This is a genomic window from Alcaligenes sp. 13f (assembly GCF_020496585.1).
Lineage (GTDB): Bacteria > Pseudomonadota > Gammaproteobacteria > Burkholderiales > Burkholderiaceae_B > Alcaligenes > Alcaligenes phenolicus.
Window position 1 is genome coordinate 71,526 of record NZ_JAHKKC010000005.1, and the last position, 20,341, is coordinate 91,866.

Here is a 20,341-nt window from a genome sequence, read left to right on the forward strand (position 1 = left end):
TTATTGGCTTTGATTCGGACAACATGACTGAGCAAACTCTCTATTTGTTGAAAGCCCTGTTTCTGGGGATTGTTGAGGGCATCACGGAATTCATTCCGGTTTCCAGTACGGCGCACTTGCTGATCCTGGGCTCCTGGATTGATTTTTCCTCGGGCGATGCCAAGGTCTTCGAGGTTGTCATTCAGTTTGGTTCGATTCTGGCCGTGATCTGGATTTTTCGCGCCCGTTTGATTCAGCTGATCACCGGGGTCTTGCGCGGTGATCGCACTGAGCTGATGTTCACTCGCAATCTGCTGATTGCCTTTTTGCCCGCTGCCGTTATTGGTGCCTTGACGATTCAGTACGTTAAAGCCTTGTTCCATCACCAGATTGTGTTTGTGTTCACGCTGGTATTGGGTGGTTTGTTGATGCTGTGGGTCGAGCGCAAACCGCAGTACGCGAAGAACACGTCGGAGCTGGATCAGAGTGAAACCGCCACCTCGCAAAAGGCTACCGCCTTTGCCTTGGAAGAGATCACCTGGAAGCAGGCTTTGGTGGTTGGGTTTGCCCAATGTATTGCCATGGTGCCAGGTACTTCACGTTCGGGCGCCACTATTATCGGCGGCATGCTGGCCGGTATTCAGCGCAAGACTGCTACGGAGTTTTCTTTTTTTCTGGCCATGCCCACCATGCTGGCTGCTACTGTTTATGACCTGTATCGCAACGGTGCGTCCTTGAGTGCAGATCAAAGCACCGCGATTATTGTGGGCTTTGTTGCTGCCTTCTTTAGCGCCTTGTTCCTGGTGAAGGCCGTGTTGCGCTTTGTGTCCAGTCGCACCTATCGTCCTTTTGCCTGGTATCGGATTGCGTTGGGCGGAGTATTGTTTGTGTGGCTGATGACTTAGACCTTTGCCGCCTAAGATGTTTTGAAATCCCCGCTTGCTTGATCTGCCAGCGGGGATTTTTCTTTTCAGGGAGGCTCGGTAAATGTCGTCTTTTCACGCACATACTTTACCTACCTACCTACCTACCTACCTACCTACCTACCTACCTACCTACCTACCTACCTACCTATCTATCTATATATCTATCTATTTATCTGTCTAGCTGTCTATCCGTCTGTCTGTCCGCGTATCTAGCGATGTACCAATTTGATAGGCACTTTTTTGGTGATTATTGTGTTCAAGGGTTTGTTGGCAAATAGCGGGTTTGTCGCCCGTCATTTGGTCTGGCTTGGCTTCGAGACGCTGCTGCTTATTGAAGGGAGCTTGGTCTCAGCAAGACGCCTCTCGGTTCGTCTGCCCCGGTATCCGGGCTGACTACTTGCCGGTGCTGCGCACCGGTACCCTGGTCGGTGTTCGGATACGGGCGCGCCCTTAACTCGCGGGGTGTCTTGTCCACCGGACAAGACACAAGCGCCCCGCTCAAACAGAAGGGCGCTTGCACCCCGTATCCGAACACCGCCTGCGGCAAGCAGTCTGAACCGCCCGGATACCGGGGCAGACGAACCGAGAGGCTCAAAGTGAGGAAGGGACAAGCAGCCTTGCTGCTCATGGCGCCAAGAGTCGGTGGTCGGGCACGAGACCAGCCTTCGGTGGTCCGCTTTGGTTGCCGCGAGCGAAAGTATCTTGTTGGCAAAAATCACGGTCTTTTTTGCGTTTTTGAGGGGGCAGTTGGGCTCGACGGGCGAGTCAGGGCTCTGGCCGCAGGCTCTTGCAGTATCCAGGATGCAAGCCCTGTGCTGTTTGAGCGGGGCGCTTGTGGTTCGTCCGGGGGACGAGCCACCCCGCGAGGTTCACAGGGCGCCTGGATACTGCAAGAGACCAGGGAACCCGTGCGCAGCACGGGCCGGAGACCCGCCAAGTCGAGCCCAACTGCCCCCTCAAAAATGCTTATGCAGCCACCTTGATTCCTGCCACCAGCACCGTGTGAAGAAAAACAGGTTTTATCGCAAGCAGGTATAAAAAGACGTGGAGCTTAAACCTAGCTGGCTGTAGGTGAAGTCACTCTTACTGAGGTCCCAGTGTCTGACACTGATCCTCTTGCCCCCACTGGTGCAGGCAGAGCTGTACACCTTCAATGCTGATATAGCCGCCCCGTCGTCCTCCTTCCGAGGAGTCAGACTCCCAATCCGGGAGTACCCAGCGGCGTACCGGCTCAAAGCCGGGAATGTCATGTACTGCAGGGCGATGTGTATGGCCATGAACCATGGCCTGCACAGGATGCGCCTCGCAGGCTGCCACAATAGCTGCAGGCTGCACATCCATGATGTCTTTGGACTTGTATTGCTTGCCGCGCTGGCTACCGGCGCGGGCTGAATCAGCAATACGCTGACGCAAGCTTAAAGGGCAGGCCAGATAGAGTTTCTGGAGCCAGGGTTTGCGTACCCAATGGCGAAAGCGTTGATAGGCCAGATCGTCCAGGCAGTACTCGTCGCCGTGCGACATCAGAATCAGGCCGGCAGAAGTGTCCAGAACGACTTGATCGGGCAATAGCGTGGCGTGAACATGGCGGGCGTAGGTTTGGCCCAGCAGGAAATCGCGATTGCCGCGCATCAGATACAGCGGATGCTGCTGCGCGAATGTGCGCAGCGCCTCACTGACTTGAGCAAGCCAGGGAGCAGGGTGGGCGATTTGATCGTCACCAATCCAGGCATTGAAAATATCACCGCCCAGGATCAAGGCATGAGCTTGATGCTGGGCGGAGTGCAGAAACTGCAGGAAATCCTGGACGGTGTCTGGATTGTCCGGACCCAGATGCAGGTCCGCAGCAATCCAGATGTTGCCCGCAAGCGTGAGCTTATTCGACAAGCGTGGCTTTTTCCAGAACGACGTTCTCAACGGGCACGTCTTGGTGGAAGCCCTTGTTGCCGGTGCGCACGGTCTTGATCTTGTCGACCACGTCCATGCCTTCGATCACGCGGCCAAATACGGCGTAGCCCCAGCCATTGGCGGTAGGAGCGGTGAAGTTCAGGAAGTCGTTGTCAGCCACGTTGATGAAGAACTGAGCCGTAGCCGAGTGTGGGTCGGAGGTGCGAGCCATGGCCAGGGTGTACTTGTCGTTCTTCAAACCGTTGTCGGCTTCGTTCTTGACAGGAGCGTTGGTGGCTTTTTGCTTCATGTCGGCCTCAAAGCCGCCGCCCTGGATCATGAAGTTGTTGATCACACGGTGAAACACGGTGCCGTCGTAAAAACCGCTGGACACGTAGTCCACAAAGTTGGCTACGGTGTTGGGGGCTTTTTCTGCGTTCAGTTCGATCAGGATGGTGCCCTGGTTCGTCTGCAGTTGGACGCGTGGAGAGGTGCTCATAGAAGTGCCTTCAGAAGAAGTGGAAGAATCTGCTGCCATAGCCGGACTGCTCATCATAGGCATAGCCATACAGGCAGCAATAAGCAGGGTGCGCAAGCTGCGAGCCTGATCACACCATTGAAATGTGCTTGCAAACATAAGATAGGGACAACCCAGTCAAAGAAAAATCTTATTGTTGCAGAATTTGGCCAGTTTGTTGCGCACGCTGGGCTGCTTTGGGCACACCACTGGCGGCGGCCTGACGGTAGGTATCATTGGCCAGCATCAGTTGGACTTCACCCATATTGGCGCGGGCCAGTGCATAGGAGGGATCGGCGGTCAAAGCCATTTTCAGGGCTTCCAGGGCCAGGTCCAGCTTGTCCTGCGCAATGTACTCGGCCGCCAGATTATTCCAGGGCTCGGGCAACTCCGGGTAATAGGTGGTCATGTTCTGGTAAAGGCTGATGGCGCCATTGTGGTCACCACTGGCCGACAGGGCGCGTGCCTTCAAAAACAGCAACTGCACATTGGCACCGGGCTCGCCCCGGTCCTTGCGTTGCTCCAGCTGTTTTTCGATCGCCTGCAAGGCGTCGGCATGACGGCCCTGGGCAATCAAGGTGCTGATGCGCTGGCTGACTTCAGCGGCGCTAAGCGGCAAAGAGGTATCGACGCTGGGGGCCAGCACGTCCAGAGCACGGGCCAGACCCTTCCAGCCACGTTCAGGTTCGGGAGCGATATCCAGCAAGGGATCGTTCACCCGCGCACTGGGCGGGGGCAAATCGGGCAGGGATTGGGCGCTCACGTTTTGACCCAGGGCCAGAAAAAGGGCCAGGGTGCAAGGAGCGAGAAACCGAGTCCGTCTAGGTGTACTGAACACAGAGGGGGCGCCTATAAAATCTGGCTTGAAGACCAGGAAGGTTGGTAGATTGCTGCCTTTAACGAGGTCTGCTTGCTATACTTATTGACCATCATTCTAACCTTGCCTCTTGCCGGGCGGGAAATACGGAACCTGATCCAAGGGCAATTGTTCTGGCACAAGGTTCCGATTTTATGACGATTACAGGCCATGTTGCGCATTTATAACTCGTTGTCACGCTCTAAAGAGGTGTTTTCTCCGGTTGAACCGGGCCACGTGCGTATGTACGTCTGTGGCATGACGGTGTACGACTTCTGTCACCTGGGGCACGCTCGTATGCTGGTCAGCTTTGACATCGTGCAGCGCTGGTTGCGAGCAAGCGGCTATCGCGTCTCCTATGTGCGCAATATTACCGATATTGATGACAAGATCATCCGCCGTGCCGTCGAGCGCAAGCAACTGATGTCTCAGGTAACGGACTTCTATATTGCCGCCATGCATGCCGACGAAAAGGCCCTGGGTGTGCAAAGCCCTGACTCGGAACCACGCGCCACGCAGCACGTGCCCGATATGCTGGGCATTATTGCCAAGCTGGAAGAAAACGGCCTGGCCTATCAGTCCGAAGACGGTGATGTGAACTACGCCGTGCGTCAGTTCCCCGGCTACGGCAAATTGTCGGGTCGCTCTTTGGATGATCTGCGTGCCGGTGAGCGTGTTGCCCTGAACTCGGCCAAGCGTGACCCTCTGGATTTTGTGCTGTGGAAGTCGGCTAAAGAAGACGAACCCGCCGAATCCAAATGGGAGTCCTCCTACGGCCTGGGCCGCCCGGGCTGGCACATCGAATGTTCGGCCATGAGCAAGGCGCTGCTGGGCCTGCCCCTGGATATTCACGGCGGTGGCCCGGACTTGAAGTTCCCTCACCACGAAAATGAAATTGCCCAAACGGAAGGCGCTTTTGGCGGTCAGTTGGCCAATGTCTGGATGCACTGCGGCCCCCTGATGGTGGACTCGGAGAAAATGTCCAAGTCCCTGGGCAACTTCCGTCGCATCCGCGATACCGTGGCGCCCGAAGGTCTGGCCGACGAAGAAAGCAGCTACATCGCCAATCCGCGTGAAGCTGAAATGTTGCGCTTCTTTATTGTGCGCAACCATTACCGCAGCCTGCAAAACTACGCACCAGATAATCTGCGCGATGCTCAGCAGGCTTTGGACCGTCTGTACCAGACCCTTCAACACGTTCCGGCCGCCGACGTCCAAATTGACTGGACTCAAGGCCCCGCTTTGGCTTTTGCCGAAGCCATGAATGACGATTTCAATACGGCCGGTGCTATTGCCGTTCTGTTTGAGCTGGCTGGCCAAGCCAACCGCGACAAGGATGCGCAGGCCGCTGGCTTGATGCGCGCTCTGGGTGGCGTGATTGGTCTTTTGCAGGTGGACCCGGCCGTCTACTGGCGCGCCAGCACACGCTTTGGTCAGGCAGCCAGCGTGGCCGGTGCCGATTCCTTGAGCGACGCCCAGATTGACGAGCTTCTGGCGGAACGCGGCCAGGCTAAACAGAATCGCGACTTTGCGCGCGCCGACGCCATCCGTGAGCAGCTTAAAGAGCAGGGCGTAGAGCTGGAAGATCGGCCAGGTGGAGCAACACAATGGCGCAGGGCCTAAGCGGCGTTCAATCCGGCCCTCAAGTTCGTTTGGTGGGCAAACCTGATTACTGGGACGACGCGTGCGCCCAGCTGATGAAGCGCGATCGTATCTTGCGCAAGCTCATCCCCCAGCATGGCGACTACTGGCTGCAACATCAGGCACCGGCTTTCACCACCTTGGTGCGTTCCATCGTGGGCCAGCAACTGGCCTCGCGTACGGCGGACCAGCTGTGGCGCAAACTGCTGGACGGCTGTGGCCAGGCGCTCTCGCCTGAACTTATTTTGGAACTGGGTTACGAGGCCCTGCACGGTTTGGGTTTGCCCAAACGCAAGGCCGAATATATTGTTGATTTGGCGACTCACTTTGATGCTCGTAAAATCGACCCCCAGGCATGGCAGTCCCTGTCTGACGAAGCCGTGATTGCGGACCTGTGCGCCATTCGTGGCGTAGGCCGCTGGACGGCAGATATGTTTCTGATTTTCAACTTGCACAGACCCGATGTTCTCCCTTTGGATGATGCGGGCCTGCTCAAGGCAATCTCTCAGCACTATTTCAGCGGCGAGCCGGTCTCCCGGTTCGAGGCGCGTGAAGTTGCTCAAGCGTGGGCACCGTGGTGCACGGTGGCTACCTGGCATCTGTGGCGCAGTCTGAACACAGTTGCGGTACGATATTAAATTAGGCCTAAACCTTAAGAACCGACATGCGAAATACATTCCTGGAATTTGAGCAGCCTTTGGCCGAGCTCGAAGGCAAAATCGAAGAGCTCCGCTATGTGCAATCTGATTCCGCTGTGGATATTTCAGAGGAACTCAGCCGTCTGCAGCAAAAAAGCCAGACGCTGGCCAAGAACATTTACGCCAAGCTCACGCCTTGGCAAACGGCCCTGGTTGCTCGCCATCCACAACGTCCATACACCCTGGACTATGTAAACCAGATCTTCTCGGACTTTCACGAACTGCATGGCGATCGTATGTATGCGGACGACCTGGCAATTGTGGGTGGTCTGGCCCGTTTCAACGGTACGCCTTGCATGGTGATTGGTCACCAGAAAGGTCGTGATACCAAAGAGCGCGCCCGTCGCAACTTTGGCATGCCGCGCCCCGAAGGCTATCGTAAAGCCCTGCGCTTGATGAGGTTGGCGGAAAAATTTGGTATCCCTGTCTTTACCTTCATTGATACTCCCGGCGCCTACCCTGGTATTGGCGCTGAAGAGCGTGGCCAGTCCGAGGCAATCGGTCATAACCTGTTTGCCATGGCCAAACTGCGTGTACCTATCATCTCCACCATTATTGGTGAAGGCGGTTCGGGTGGTGCGTTGGCGATTGCCGTGGGTGACGTGGTCTCCATGCTGCAATACTCCACCTACGCCGTGATCTCGCCCGAAGGTTGTGCATCGATTCTGTGGCGTAGTGCGGACAAGGCGCCCGTAGCGGCTGAGGCCCTGGCCATTACCGCTCCCCGTCTGAAAGAACTGGGCCTGGTCGATCGCGTGATCAACGAGCCCATTGGTGGCGCACATCGCGATCCCACCATGATGGCGCGCCAATTGGGCCGTGCCCTGGCTGATGCCTTGCGTCAGGTCTCGGGCCTGAGCACCGAACAACTGCTGGCGCAGCGTATGGAACGTCTCCTGGCCTACGGCCGTTATCAGGAAGTTCGTGCCTGATCCATTGCCTTCCAGTCAGCTGGGGGGCTTTAGCCCCTCACCCCCGCTGCTGGAGGCGCTTAACCATCACCTAAGTTTCAAAAGCGGCGATTGCGTCGCTGTCGCCTTAAGTGGTGGTGCGGACTCGGCAATGCTGGCGGTACATGCCCATCTTTGGGCCAGCCGCCGCAAAGTCACACTTCATTTTTTCCATATTCATCACGGCCTGCAAGCCATTGCCGATCAGTGGCAAGCGCATGTGCATGACTTGGCTGCGCGTTTGCAGCGACCCTGTCACAGCTTGCGGGTCCAGGTGCAGTCTCACCGTCTAAGCGCTGATGGTATGGAATCTGCCGCGCGTGATGCCCGTTATCAGGGCCTGGCTGAACTGGCGCGCTTTGTTGGCTTGCAGCATGTACTGCTGGCCCATCATCAAGACGATCAGGCCGAAACGGTTCTGATGCGTTTGCTGCGAGGCACGGGTACAACCGGTCTGGGGGCGATGGCACCCCGTATGCAGCGCGATCAATTGCAGTACTGGCGACCCTGGCTGGAGCAGCCCAGGGCACTTATTCTTCAAGCCAGTGATGCGTTTGCCGCAGCCACAGGCTGGCATGCGGTACAAGATCCCACCAATATCAATCCTGATTACACCCGTGGCGCAGTGCGCGATTTGCTCACGCCTGTGCTCGACGCGCGCTGGCCGGGCTGGCAAAGCCGTTTGCAGCGTCAAGCCCAGCTAAGCCGCGAAACACAGGAAGTATTGGATAGTGTGGCCAGCCAGGACTGGTTGACACTGGAACCTGATGAAGCAGGACGTAGTTTCAGTTTGGTGGCCTGGCGTAGCCTGGAGCCAGCGCGGCAAAGCCTGGTGCTCCGTTATTGGTTGCAGGAGCAGGGCGCTGGCTTGCCTACGCAAGCGCGTCTGGCAGAACTGCTCAAGCAACTGCGCGGGCTGCATGCCCGGGGGCACGACAGAAATTTGATGTGGAAGCATGGACAGAACCTGGTGCGCTGTGTGCGCGGCCGGGTGCAGATCGAATCTGCCGGTCCAGGCGACCAGCAAGCAGGCCGGGTGGCCGATCAAGCAAGTAAGTAGTTTGGGGTGGCCTGTGGCAGGAGCGTGGGCTATGGTGTTGAGTCGACAAAGTATGTGTTTTTTGCGTGTGTATGTGGTAGAGCCTGCGCTTGGGGCACAGAAAGTCGTTAGAATAGTTGGGTTTTGTGTCTATCCCAGACCTTAGCCCTTTGATGCAGAGTAAAAGATGTCCCTGATCGTACATAAATATGGCGGCACGTCGATGGGCTCGATCGAGCGCATCCAGAATGTGGCGCGTCGGGTTGCCAAATGGCATGCCGCCGGGCACCAAGTTGTGGTGGTTCCTTCGGCCATGTCCGGTGAAACCAACCGTTTGCTAGGCCTGGCCAAAGAACTGAGTATTCAGCCTGATCCGCGCGAGCTGGATATGCTGGCCGCTACGGGCGAACAAGCCAGTAGCGCTTTGTTGGCCATGGCCTTGGCTGCCCAGGGCGTTCCCGCCCGCAGCTACGCCGGTTGGCAAGTTCCCGTCAAGACCGACAATGCCTACACTCGTGCCCGCATTAGTTCTATTGATGACACCCGCATTCGCCAGGATCTGGACGCAGGCCGTGTGGTCGTTGTGACCGGCTTCCAGGGGGTGGATGATGAAGGCAATATCACGACCCTGGGTCGTGGTGGCTCGGATACTTCCGCGGTGGCTGTTGCCGCTGCCATGAAGGCCAGCGAATGCCTGATCTTTACCGATGTGGATGGTGTCTACACCACCGACCCGCGCGTCGTGCCCGAAGCACGTCGCATGAAAGTGCTGTCCTTTGAAGAAATGTTGGAAATGGCCTCTTTGGGCTCCAAAGTTCTTCAAATCCGGTCTGTGGAATTTGCTGGCAAGTACAAGGTGCCTGTGCGCGTCTTGTCCTCCATGACCGACCCCATGATTTCGCTCGAAGAAGAAATGTCTTCGGGTACGCTGATTACTTTCGAGGAAGACCAAAAAATGGAAGCTGCCGTTGTCTCTGGCATCGCCTTCAGCCGTGATGAAGCCAAGTTCACCCTGCGTGCCGTTCCCGACACCCCCGGCGTGGCCTATTCCATTCTGGGCCCCATCGCAGCGGCCAACATCGAAGTCGACATGATTTTGCAGAACCTGTCGGTTCAGGGCACCACAGACTTTTCCTTTACCGTCAGCCGCAACGACGCGCTGCGTACCAAGGAACTGCTGATGAACCAGGTCGGCCCGGCTGTGGGCGCTGGCGAAATCGTGTTTGACGAAGCCGTGTGCAAAGTGTCCATCGTTGGTATCGGCATGCGTAACCACGCTGGTATTGCCAGCTCCATGTTCCGCGCCTTGTCCGAAGAGGGCATCAACATCCAGATGATCAGCACCAGCGAGATCAAGACCTCGGTGATTATTGCCGACAAGTACATGGAATTGGCGGTGCGTGCTCTGCACAAGACGTTCGAGCTGGATCAGGAAAAATAATCCCTTTAGCTATTTGCATTGGTTTTTTAAAAATGCTATAGTTACTTCTTTCCTAGAGCTGGAGACGTGGCCGAGAGGTTGAAGGTACTCCCCTGCTAAGGGAGCATACGGCTTATACCCGTATCGAGGGTTCGAATCCCTCCGTCTCCGCCAGCTGGAATTAAATTAAGCCCTTGTTTTCAAGGGCTTTTTTTATTGTCTGACGCATAGTGTCGCCAATGTTCGGACCCACGCTCAAGCTCGGCTTTGTGCAAACCCGGTCCTGGTTCAGGCAGTAATGGCGACAACAAGACGGGCATCACGCTTTTCCAAATACAAGAACAAAAAATAATTGTTACTTTTTTATTTTGCCCACTCAGGCGAAGTGAAACGGTAGAGTGTCCTTGGCAGCAGCGTTTCAAACAGCATGGATCGTTAAAGCGCAAGGCTTTTCAGTCCAAGACTGTTGAGGATTGAAAAGGCTGTGTCGTTTTTGGCACAGGCAAAGAAAAGCAGTCATTCCCGTGCTTACAATCGACCAATGTGTTTTACGTCGTTCAAGACGGGTGGTCTTGTTTTTTAGGGCGAGCGATGATTAAACGAGTCCTCTGTATCTGTAGCATGGCCTTGATGGGCCTGCCTTTTTTGGCATCGTCAACTGAGCTGGCATTGGATGACCAGGTCGTGACTCGTTATGTGCAAAGCCTGGGTGAAATCTTGCCGATGCTGCAAACCGTGGAGCGTAGCGAGCCGGTTTGGGATGGCGGTCTGCCAGACGGTTTCCCACCCATGCTGGAGGTGGATCAGGTCGAGCGCGGTTCGGATATTTACCGTCAATTGAACAGTCTGACGCAAAAGTATGGCTTTGCCGGACTGGAGCAATGGGATAGCGTGGGACGCCATATCTGGCTGACCCGTCTCTATATCCAGGAGCGCGAAGATCTGGACTCGGTTTACGAGCAGCTGGATGCGCTGGAAGCGGCCTTGCGCGATAACGCACGCCAATACTCCACGGCTGAACTGGAGCAGTTGATGCGTACCTTCCAGATCAGTAAAAACCATATTCTGCGCCTGGTTGCAACCCGTAGCGATGTACCGCCGGTACAGGCTCATCTGGCTGAATTGGACGCTGCCCTGGCTTCTCTCGAATAAGCAACTAATCTGCTTTTTTCCATTTTCTCGGGCGTCGCAATGGCGTCTGTTCAAGATTTGTTACCAGCAATACTGTCCATTTGTCATATTTTGACGCTTCTTTTCTGAGCGTGACAGAAGGAATCGGGGATAATTGCGCTCTGACTGAAATCTAGTGGGAAGACTGAAGCGTCATGCGTATCATCTTGATTTTGTTGGGGGCCGCTGTGCTGGCCTACCTGATTGCCAAAGGCATACGGCAACTGATGGTGGAACGTCGTCAATTAAAAGACCAGACGCGTCAGCCACATAAAGGAAGCCGTGATGAGCACTGATAAAAATCCATTTACTAAATTGGCTGCTAAGACAAAGCCAGAAGGTGGCACTGCCAACTACTCCAAGGGACTGGGTTTCCTGGGAGCGGCGGTTGTTATTTTCCTGATCCTGATCGTGGCCTCCATGGGCTCGTTCTTGCAGGTAGACCAGGGTGAACGTGGCGTGGTGCTGCGTAACGGTAAGCTGGTTCGCGTGGCCGAACCTGGCCTGGACTTCAAGGTTCCGTTCTTTGACACGGTACGTACCATTTCGGTACGTGATCGCACGGTTCGCATGCAGCTTGAGGCGTACAGTTTTGACCAGCAGTCCGCCTCCATGGTGGCTTCGGTAACGTACCGCGTGCCTGAAACTGATGTGGCTCAGCTGTATTCCGAGTACGGTTCACTCGATGCCCTGGAAGCCCGCTTGCTCGAGCGTAAGGCTTTGGATGTGATCAAGAACGTGTTTGGTAAGTACACTGCTGCTCAGTCGATTCAGAATCGCGAGAAGCTGGGTGCTGACATCAACGAAGCCATGCGCGTGACCCTGGAGTCCGCTCCATTGCAAATGATGGGTGTGCAGGTTGAGGAAGTGTCGTTCTCCAAAGCCTACGAGCAATCGATTGAAAACCGCATGTTGGCTCAGGTTCAAATTGAAACCACCCGCCAGCAAAAAGAAACTGCTTCCATTCAGGCTGAAATCAAAGTGGTTCAGGCTGAAGCAGAAGCCCGCGCTCAGCGCGAACGCTACATGGCCGAAGCTGACGGTATTCGCCTGCGTGGTGACGCCGAAGCCAAGGCCATTTCTGCCAGGGCCCAGGCATTGGCCCAGAATACCAATCTGGTCAATTTGAATGCGGTGGAAAAATGGGACGGTAAGTTGCCAGAAAGTCTGGTTCCCGGTTCCGCCATGCCATTTATTGGACTGCGTTGATCTCCAGGCAGTCACTGACCTGAACAGGTTTTCTTCGGTAGCGTTACGGGATAGGTAACGCTACCGTTTATTTTTCCAAGGAGTTACGGATGAATGAGGAAAGGAACCCGGTCCCACAAGGCGACGGTACAAACCAGTTGGTCAGTCTGCGTAATCTGACTCTGATCAATTACGCGCTGTACATCTTGTCCATGTTTGGCGGCATCACCGCCCTGGTCGCCATCATCATCAACTACATCAAGCGCGATGAAGTGCGCGGCACCTATCTGGAGTCGCACTTTGATTGGCAAATCCGTACGTTCTGGTGGGGATTGCTTGGTGTGGCGCTGTCTTTCTTGTTGATGGCGATTCTGGTCGGTTTCGTGACCATCGTGATTGTCAGCGTGTGGATTCTGTACCGTCTGATCAAGGGTCTGCTGGCTCTGAATGACGGCAAGGCGATTGCCTGATCGCCGGACCGCCGGATCGCCGGACCGCCGGATCAGATAGGCATCGTGTTTGTTTGGACCTGGGCCCGCATACTTTCGCGGGCCTCTTTAGGCGGCACACCAAAGCGCTGCCGAAATGCCCGGCTGAAATGGGCAGAGCTGCTGAAGCCCCAGTGATACGCAATTTCAGTGATGGTCTTGTGGTGATGGGCTAGACGGCGCAAATCCTGTTCAGCGCCTTGCAGGCGCATGGACCAAATCCAGTTTGTCAGTGAATCGGCCTCGCCTTCCCAGGCGCGATGCACAGTGCTGGCTGTCAGGCCCAGGCGATTGGCAATCTTGCCTATATTCAGCTCGGGGTCGCGCAGATTCTCCAATACATAGGCTTTGATCCGGTCGCGCCGTACGGTTCCCGTATCGTCCTTTAAGGACGGGCTGCCCAGATTCTCGGCCAGCGCTGCCACCAGAATACCGACCAGGCTGTCGGCAAGTGATAGATCCACAATAGGCCCGCCGGTTGGTGGGCAGGCCATCAGCTCGCTCACCATATAGGCGAGCAGGCGTGCCGTGCCGGATTGGGCGCTGGTTATTTTGCAGGCTGTCATATCTTCGGCATTGCGCAAACGCTTGCGCAGGATGGAGCCGGGCAAAGACAGGACATACTGCTCAAAGTCCTGGTCAAACAGGAGTTGATAGGGGCGGGTGGAGTCGTACAGGGCCAGATCGCCGGGTTTCAGCTTGGCGATCTTTTCATCCTGAACTAGTTGTCCCGCTCCTGCCACTTGAATACTGAGCAGAAAAATATCCTCGGACGCTCTGGAAATTTGCAGTGGCGTGCGCAGCACGGTCTGGGTGGTCGAGGAGATACGAGATAGGCTGACCTCTGCCAGTTCATGTCGCGTAATGGCCCCGAAGAAAGGGGTAGCGGAACGGGAGGGGACGGCGCATTCCAGCTGCACATAAGCTTTGTTGACGGCCTCCATCCAATAGGGGGCGCGCCGGGTAGCGGGAATTGCCGTGGTGGACCATTGCTCCATTGATGATCTCTCCGTCGTGGGTCCAAAGGCTGACGGCAGGGACTGCGATCAACTGGACTGACTAAGTATCAGGCAAGATCTTTGGTTTGAGCCAGACCAGAAAGAGTGGCGGGGGGCGATAATTTCCGACCAGGACGACGCGGATGCAGGACCGGGGAGCAGAAGGAATCACGGCCCGGGCAAGCTGTCCGGGCCTTGTCATCTCTTGGGATCAGGACGGCTCTTGCACTAGCAGTGTGTCCGAGTCCTGTGGATGGCTGATAGCGACTGAGGTAGCCGTACTTTGCACACCTGGCTCGGGAGCCTCTGCCTTGGTCACGCTTTTGGAGTGCACCCGAGTCATGGGTTCTCGGTGCCCCAAGTCCAGCACCAGACGGGTGGCTTCAGGTTTGGAATAGTGGCCCACGGGGTCATTGATCGCCTTGGCGAAGGCAATCTCCTCCATATCCAGATCGGCAATGATCAAGCCCTCGGCATCGTGAGGCAGGTAGGGAGCCAGTGTACGTCCGTCTGGTGCAAAAATCATGGAACTGCCACCGCCTACTTTCAGCAGGGAGGCGTTGTGCTCACCCACTTCCAGCATGTCTAGCGTCTCTTGGGTGACCACACTGCTGGCGGCGATGGTAAAGCACTGGCCTTCCACCGAATAGATTTGCGAGGCGGCCATGTTCACCTTGGCACTGAGGGCGTGGGCCTGTTCGCTGTAGAGCGAAAACGACGGCCAGGCAGCAATGTGAATGGCTTCATGCTGGGAGTACAGCGCGTACTTGCTCAAGGGCGACAAATGCTCCCAGCAGCATAGAGCGCCGACGCGTCCCAGTTCTGTGTCGGACACAATCAGATCACGGGCATAACCTTCACCAAATACGGTGCGCTCTACATGCGTGGGTTTGAGTTTGCGACGTGACCATAGCATCTCGCCTTTGTCATTGATCAGGCATTGGCCCAGATACAGGCTGCCACCGCTGCGTTCGCTATAGCCCAATGCGATGAAAATGCCCAAGGTTCGCGCAGCCTGGGCAATGCGCTGAAACTCTGCACTGTCTAGCGAGAGTGAGTTGGCATAGTAACGAGCACTGTATTTCAGTGACCAGGCCGGCGCACCTAGCCAGACGTGGAAGGGATAGCCTGGCAACCAGGTTTCACCAAATACGATCAGGTCGCAGCCTTCATCACGCGCTTGTCGAGCCAGTTCAATGGTTTTATCAACACCTGCTGCCAGGTCGTAGTTGGGAGAGGCGGCCTGTACGGCGGCTGCCCGGACGATTTTCCTTGTCTGCATACATCCTCCTTGTCGCGGTATCCGCGATCTTGATCGCCAGGCCGTGCTGCTTACAGAGCCCGGCCATCCTGTTTTGTGTCAGTTTAGGAGGGGAGGGCAGTGCTGAATTGACTGACAGGCGCAGAAGGCTTGACTGAGAGTCGCAGACGTGGGGGGCAGGAAGCCCTCAATCCTGACCCGGATGGTCCGTGCAGTGAACGAGAAAAGTGCGGCTCGTCTGGCTTAAAGCGCGAAACTGTATTGCACCGTCAACCCCAGGCCCACGACCCACAAAATCAGGGGGATAGGGCGCATCAGCAAGCTGGGAATGGTGCGCAGAATAAAGCCGATCAGGCGGCTGAACAGCCAGAGCAGGGGCGGCGATTGATCTTTTTCCTTCATATAGATAATGCCTTGCGACAGCAAAAAGGACTGCGACAAGTAGGCGGCGTAAAACACCATGCCCAGGGAAAAGGCCAGCCAGTAATACAACATGCTCATAGGATGCAAAAAGAAAGAGTACGGCGCATTATATCGGTCTGCAGCAGCTATGATCGTATTTTTGGCCGGACCTTGGGCCGGCTGTGGGTGCAGGCTTTTTGTACGAGGCAGGTATGCAAAATATTTATTCTATTGATGGGCTGGTGCCTGTGGTTCACCCCACGGCCTATGTTCATCCTACCGCTGTACTGATTGGTGACGTCATTATTGGCGAGGGCGTGTATATCGGTCCTTTGGCCAGTTTGCGCGGGGACTTCGGGCGCATCATCATGAAGGCCGGCTCCAATATTCAGGACACCTGTGTTATTCATGGCACGCCTTATCAGGACACGGTGGTGCATGAGGATGGCCACGTCGGGCACGGTGCCGTGCTGCACGGCTGCGTCATTGGCCGCAATGTGCTGGTGGGCATGAATGCGGTCGTCATGGACGCGGCGGATATTGGTGCAGACAGCATTATTGGCGCCATGGCCTTTGTGAAGAAAGGGATGCAAGTGCCGCCACGCAGTCTGGTGGCCGGGTCTCCCGCGACGGTGGTCAAAGAACTGGATCAGAAAGCCATTGATGGCAAGTTTTTCGGCACACGTATGTACCAGCGTCTGGCCCAGCGTTCACTGGCAACCATGCAGCGTGTGGAGCCTTTGACCGAAGTGGAAGCCGATCGCCCACGCCTGCGTGAAGATCAGATTTATCCAGTGGATAAATAAGGCAGCTCTGTCTTTCTCCAGGCTTGTTGCTTGCCAAGCGCAACGCAGTTTCGGAGCCGGTCTGAAAGTGCTGGGGATACGTCACCCAGCAGCCGTTTCTGCTCACGTATTCCAGGCAATAAAAAACCCCTTGAGAGCCGGATGAGAATCCAGCATCAAGGGGTTTGTCCATTCAGTGCGGACCAGCAGGCGGGTGGGGCAGGCCCACCACGCATTGCTATTGCGCTCTGAATTTCTCCGGCTTATTTGCCAGCTGCAGCCAAAGCCTGTTTCCAGGCTTCGATGACCGTTTCGTACTCGGCAGCAGCCTTCAAAGGATCGACGTTGGCCACTTTGATCTGATCCAGGTTAGGCAACTTGGTCAGCTCGGCCACATTGATGTCGCTGCGAGTAGGACGGCGGAAGTTCTCCACCAGTTCAGCTTCCTGTACTTCTTTGGAGAGCAGAACGTCGACCAGTTTGCGAGCCGCTTCCTGGCCGTTCTTGGGGTTCTTGATCACGGCCACGCCTTCAGGAGCAATGAAGGTACCGTCTTCAGGGTAGATCAGCTCAATGCCTTTCTGACCACCGGCCACGTAGGCGTAGGCCGCGTATTCCATGGTCACGCCCAAGGGGTACTCGCCGTTAGCCACGCTTTTGTAGACCTGGCCCGAGCTCTTGGACACGATCACATTGGCCGCCAGCTTTTGCAGGCCTTCTGCACCGTACAGTTGGTAGATGCCATAGACCTGGTCGTAGGCGCTGCCCGATGATGCTGGGTCACCAATAATGACCTTGCCTTTCCACTGAGGATCGAACAGATCGGACCAGGTTTTGGGAGCGGCCTGGCCTTTCAGTTGACGTTCGTTGGCCATGATGACCATGACGTGGGCGTTGGAGCTGGTCCACAGGCTGTCCTTGCCATGAAAAGCTTCAGGAATGGCCTTGTTCTCGGGCGATTCGTAGGCTTCGAAGTTCTGCTGGAAAGCGGCCATGGTGCCGTAGCCAGTGCCCCATACCACGTCACCCAGCGGGTTCTGTGCTTCGGCTTCGATACGCTTCATCAAGGCACCAGCGCCGGAGGTCACTTGTTGAATGGACAGGTCAGACGCGGTCTTGCGAGCAATTTCCAGCGCCGTATCAATGGTTTGCACATTATTGGGCGTGTACATCACGGCATTGGCGGCCAGGGCGGCACCGGACAGGGACAGGGCGCCGACACTGAGGGAGAGTGCCAGACCAGTTTTCAGAAAACGTGTAGTCAGCATAGTGAGCCTTTTTAGATTAGCGGCTGGAAAACAGATCCAGCTTGAGAAAACGGATAGCCAGATAAATCGGCACCAGAATCACGACCATCAAGATCACCCCATAGGCCGAAGCGCGGGCCAGGAAGCCGGCGTCGATCTGACGGAACATCTGGATGGGCATGGTCTCCATACCACCGTAATACAGCACGATAGTGGCGGAAATTTCAGCCAGCGAAGTGACCCACATCAGGATGGCCGCACCCAGAATGGCGGGCTTCATCAAGGGCAGAACCACTTTGAAGAAACTCTGGAAGGGGCTGACACCCAGGTTGATGGAGGCCTCTTCGATAGAGTCGGGAATGTTGTAGAGCGAGGCCGAGGCCGAGCGAATGGAGAAGGGCACTTTACGCACAAAGTACGCACCGGCCATGATGACCCAGGTGCCGGTCAGCACCAGCACGCCGCTGTTGTAGGTCTGGATCAGGGCAATACCCAGCACGGTGCCGGAAATGGCCAAAGGCAGCATCACCATATAGTCCAGCGCGGTGACCACGAACAGGCGCTTTTTCACGATCAGGTAACTGCAGATCGTGGCAAAGCAGGTGCCTGCAATAGTGGCGACACTGGCCAGCATCAGTGAGTTCAGGATGGGCTCGGGAGCGTAGCGCAGGGCACGCTCCATATTGTCCAGCGTGAAGGTTCCGTATTGCATGACCGGGCCGCTGGCTTTGGTGAAGGCACCAATCAGCACGATAAAGGCCGGAATCAGCGAGAAGGTCACAAACAGCACCGCACCAACGGTCAGCAAGATGCCGGCCAGCCCTTGAGCACGAACCGGACGCGGGGCGCGGCCTTGCTGCATCTGGAAGGTCTTGCGCTCCAGTACCCGCTTCTGGATGAACAACACCGCACCGACCAGAATGACGGACACCACGGCCAGCACACCTTGCATGGTGGGGTTACCGCTCATCTCGGACAGAAAGGTGGTGTAGGTCAGCGAGGACAGCACATCGACCTGACCGCCCAGAATCATGGGGATGGAGAAGTTGTCCACGGCCAGTGTGAACACAATCATGGCGTTGACCAGCAAGGCAGGCATCAGCACCGGGAAGGTGACGCTGAGCGCGCGCTTGAAATTGCTGGCACCCAGGTTCACGGCGGCTTCTTCCAGCGTGCCGTCAATGGCCTTGAGCGCAGCCAGCATGCCGATATACACATAGGTGTAATCGTTCAGGATCAGCACATAGGACATGCCAAACCAGCCGTAGAAACTGGGCAGGTCAATACCAATGCTTTCCAGGGCCAGACGCACCACTCCGTTATTGCCCAGCAGCATCAGCCAGGCCTGCGAGACGATGATGTCCGGCAGCACAATGGTGGTCAGGGGCAGGATGGCCACAATGGCCTTGCCGGGGAAGTCGTAGCGAGCCACCACATAGGCCAGCGGCGCACCCAGCAGCAGCGTCCCTATCGTGGAGATCAGCCCCAGCTTGATGGTGTTGAAGAAGGCCTCAACATAGCGAGGGTCGCTAAAGAAGGTTTCAAAGCCGTGCAGGCTGGGCATGCCCGTTGCCGGGTCGATCACGCTTTGATAGAACAGGGAGGCGAGTGGCCATACAACCCAGAACACCAGCACCACCAGACAGACCAGGGCGGGCAGGAACCAGGGAGAACGAAGGGCCAGGGGTCTTGCAGCAATAGCCATGGGTCTTACGCCTCGACCAGACGACATTCAGGGCTAAAGCTCAGGTTCACCGAAGCACCTGCAGACAGATGCGGGTCCTGGGCAGCGGCAACGTCGGCAATAATTTGCTTACCATCGCTCAGTTTCAGGCTGTAGGCCGTTTTGGTTCCCAGATATTGGCGAGCCACAACCTGGGCCGGAATGCTGCTAGCCTGGGCTTCGGTATGCAAAGTGATGTTTTCAGGGCGTACTGCCAGCATTACCTGGCCGGCAGGCGGCGGGTTGTTCACCATGATGTGTCCACCGGCAATGCTGACGGTGGTGTGATCAGCTTCCACATGCACGCCCAGGGTGTCGATCAGGTTGGCCGCACCAATAAAGTCGGCAGCATAGGCAGTGCGTGGTGTGGAGTACATGGCTTCGGGGGTATCGAGCTGGTCGATACGGCCCTGACGCAGCAAGGCAATACGGTCCGACATGGACAGGGCTTCTTCCTGATCATGCGTCACGAAAATAGCCGTGATATTGGATTCCTGCTGCAATTCGCGGATGACCTGGCGCATTTGAATACGCAGCTTGGCATCCAGGTTGGACAAAGGTTCATCCATCAGCAGAACACGGGGTTCGATCACCAGGGCGCGGGCCAGGGCTACACGCTGGCGTTGGCCTCCGGACAGCTCAGCCGGGTAACGCTCGCCCATGCCACCCAGTTCCACACGCTCCAGAATGTAGGCGACTTTTTTCTTGATCTCGCTGCTGCTGACTTTGCGTACCCGCAAGCCGTAAGCCACATTGTCAAACACGGTTTTATCGGGGAACAGTGCATAGTCCTGGAACACCATGCCGGTCTCGCGCTTGTGCGCGGGCAGGTAGGTAATGTCTTCCTTGTCCAGAAACAGGCGGCCTTCATCGGGGATGATGAAACCGGCAATCATGCGCAGCAAGGTTGTTTTGCCGCAGCCGCTGGGCCCTAATAAAGTGAAGAACTCGCCATGCCGGATTTGCAGGCTCAGTTCATTGATGATGGTATTGCTGCCGTAGCGTTTCACTACGTGATCGATGTGGATGTCTGCCATGGGGATAGATCAGCCTGGGACTGAGTAGTGCAGGTAAACCGCGTATCAAGGGGGCGGTTGCCTAGGCTTTGAAAAGAAGTGGTTCAGCGGCCAGTAGCGACGCAAACATCACCGGGGCGTGAACACGAACAT

General features: G+C 56.2%; 20 protein-coding genes and 1 tRNA gene. 12 read left to right on the plus strand and 9 right to left on the minus strand.

Going from position 1 to position 20,341, the window contains the following annotated elements; all coding sequences use genetic code 11:
• The first annotated feature begins 23 nt into the window (after positions 1-23).
• Positions 24-884, plus strand: coding sequence for an undecaprenyl-diphosphate phosphatase (locus tag KOE80_RS05520; RefSeq protein WP_060185687.1), 861 nt, complete (start codon positions 24-26; stop codon positions 882-884).
• 1,104 nt (positions 885-1,988) lie between these two features.
• Here the strand turns inward: KOE80_RS05520 and KOE80_RS05525 are convergent.
• From KOE80_RS05525 to KOE80_RS05535, 3 genes are all read right to left on the minus strand, one after another.
• Positions 1,989-2,789 (minus strand): UDP-2,3-diacylglucosamine diphosphatase, encoded by an 801-nt coding sequence (locus tag KOE80_RS05525; protein ID WP_009457818.1) that lies wholly within the window; start codon positions 2,787-2,789, stop codon positions 1,989-1,991.
• Positions 2,779-3,288: a peptidylprolyl isomerase gene (locus KOE80_RS05530; protein ID WP_319002373.1), complete on the minus strand. Its 510-nt coding sequence runs from the start codon at positions 3,286-3,288 to the stop codon at positions 2,779-2,781. The genes KOE80_RS05525 and KOE80_RS05530 overlap by 11 nt, the downstream gene beginning before the upstream one ends.
• Before the next feature lie 169 nt (positions 3,289-3,457).
• Entirely contained in the window at positions 3,458-4,069 is a 612-nt protein-coding gene (locus KOE80_RS05535) for a tetratricopeptide repeat protein (RefSeq protein ID WP_226348582.1), read from the minus strand.
• A gap of 264 nt (positions 4,070-4,333) precedes the next feature.
• Here KOE80_RS05535 and cysS point away from each other — a divergent pair, with 264 nt between their 5' ends.
• The 10 genes from cysS (at position 4,334) to KOE80_RS05585 (ending at position 12,738) form a co-directional block, all read left to right on the plus strand.
• Positions 4,334-5,785 (plus strand): cysteine--tRNA ligase, encoded by a 1,452-nt coding sequence (gene cysS, locus KOE80_RS05540; protein ID WP_035270889.1) that lies wholly within the window; start codon positions 4,334-4,336, stop codon positions 5,783-5,785.
• A complete protein-coding gene (locus KOE80_RS05545) occupies positions 5,770-6,441 on the plus strand; it encodes a DNA-3-methyladenine glycosylase family protein (RefSeq protein WP_042483969.1) in 672 nt (223 codons plus the stop codon). The genes cysS and KOE80_RS05545 overlap by 16 nt, the downstream gene beginning before the upstream one ends.
• A 26-nt stretch (positions 6,442-6,467) precedes the next feature.
• Entirely contained in the window at positions 6,468-7,433 is a 966-nt protein-coding gene (locus KOE80_RS05550) for an acetyl-CoA carboxylase carboxyltransferase subunit alpha (protein ID WP_022983527.1), read from the plus strand.
• 130 nt (positions 7,434-7,563) lie between these two features.
• Positions 7,564-8,511 (plus strand): tRNA lysidine(34) synthetase TilS, encoded by a 948-nt coding sequence (gene tilS, locus KOE80_RS05555; RefSeq protein WP_264180199.1) that lies wholly within the window; start codon positions 7,564-7,566, stop codon positions 8,509-8,511.
• 166 nt (positions 8,512-8,677) lie between these two features.
• Positions 8,678-9,931 (plus strand): aspartate kinase, encoded by a 1,254-nt coding sequence (locus KOE80_RS05560; RefSeq protein ID WP_022983529.1) that lies wholly within the window; start codon positions 8,678-8,680, stop codon positions 9,929-9,931.
• Between the two features lie 60 nt (positions 9,932-9,991).
• Positions 9,992-10,084, plus strand: a tRNA-Ser gene (locus KOE80_RS05565).
• Between the two features lie 417 nt (positions 10,085-10,501).
• Positions 10,502-11,062: a hypothetical protein gene (locus KOE80_RS05570; protein WP_226348584.1), complete on the plus strand. Its 561-nt coding sequence runs from the start codon at positions 10,502-10,504 to the stop codon at positions 11,060-11,062.
• Between the two features lie 173 nt (positions 11,063-11,235).
• Positions 11,236-11,376: a hypothetical protein gene (locus tag KOE80_RS05575; RefSeq protein ID WP_022983530.1), complete on the plus strand. Its 141-nt coding sequence runs from the start codon at positions 11,236-11,238 to the stop codon at positions 11,374-11,376.
• A complete protein-coding gene (locus KOE80_RS05580) occupies positions 11,366-12,289 on the plus strand; it encodes a prohibitin family protein (protein ID WP_226348585.1) in 924 nt (307 codons plus the stop codon). The genes KOE80_RS05575 and KOE80_RS05580 overlap by 11 nt, the downstream gene beginning before the upstream one ends.
• Before the next feature lie 89 nt (positions 12,290-12,378).
• A complete protein-coding gene (locus tag KOE80_RS05585; RefSeq protein WP_009457799.1) occupies positions 12,379-12,738 on the plus strand; it encodes a DUF4870 family protein in 360 nt (119 codons plus the stop codon).
• 32 nt (positions 12,739-12,770) lie between these two features.
• Here KOE80_RS05585 and KOE80_RS05590 read toward each other — a convergent pair whose 3' ends face one another.
• From KOE80_RS05590 to KOE80_RS05600, 3 genes are all read right to left on the minus strand, one after another.
• Positions 12,771-13,754, minus strand: a complete 984-nt coding sequence (locus tag KOE80_RS05590; protein WP_137431294.1) for a helix-turn-helix domain-containing protein — start codon at positions 13,752-13,754, stop codon at positions 12,771-12,773.
• 211 nt (positions 13,755-13,965) lie between these two features.
• Positions 13,966-15,036, minus strand: coding sequence for a nitrilase (locus tag KOE80_RS05595; RefSeq protein ID WP_226348586.1), 1,071 nt, complete (start codon positions 15,034-15,036; stop codon positions 13,966-13,968).
• A 222-nt stretch (positions 15,037-15,258) separates the two neighbouring features.
• Positions 15,259-15,516 carry a hypothetical protein gene (locus KOE80_RS05600; protein WP_226348587.1) on the minus strand — a complete coding sequence of 86 codons (258 nt, stop codon included), beginning with the start codon at positions 15,514-15,516 and terminating at the stop codon, positions 15,259-15,261.
• Between the two features lie 113 nt (positions 15,517-15,629).
• On the opposite strand from KOE80_RS05600, the gene KOE80_RS05605 reads away from it, so the two are divergent.
• The gene (locus tag KOE80_RS05605; RefSeq protein WP_035271432.1) at positions 15,630-16,223 is read left to right on the plus strand and encodes a phenylacetic acid degradation protein PaaY; all 594 of its coding nucleotides are present in this window, start codon (positions 15,630-15,632) and stop codon (positions 16,221-16,223) included.
• 242 nt (positions 16,224-16,465) lie between these two features.
• Here KOE80_RS05605 and KOE80_RS05610 read toward each other — a convergent pair whose 3' ends face one another.
• Genes KOE80_RS05610 through KOE80_RS05620 form a run of 3 tightly spaced genes read right to left on the minus strand, consistent with a single transcriptional unit; the run spans position 16,466 to position 20,209 of the window.
• Positions 16,466-17,470, minus strand: coding sequence for an extracellular solute-binding protein (locus KOE80_RS05610; RefSeq protein WP_226348588.1), 1,005 nt, complete (start codon positions 17,468-17,470; stop codon positions 16,466-16,468).
• Between the two features lie 16 nt (positions 17,471-17,486).
• Positions 17,487-19,154 carry an ABC transporter permease gene (locus tag KOE80_RS05615; RefSeq protein WP_226348589.1) on the minus strand — a complete coding sequence of 556 codons (1,668 nt, stop codon included), beginning with the start codon at positions 19,152-19,154 and terminating at the stop codon, positions 17,487-17,489.
• 5 nt (positions 19,155-19,159) lie between these two features.
• On the minus strand, positions 19,160-20,209 hold the full coding sequence (locus KOE80_RS05620; protein ID WP_226348590.1) for an ABC transporter ATP-binding protein: 1,050 nt from the start codon (positions 20,207-20,209) through the stop codon (positions 19,160-19,162).
• Between the last annotated feature and the right edge of the window lie 132 nt (positions 20,210-20,341).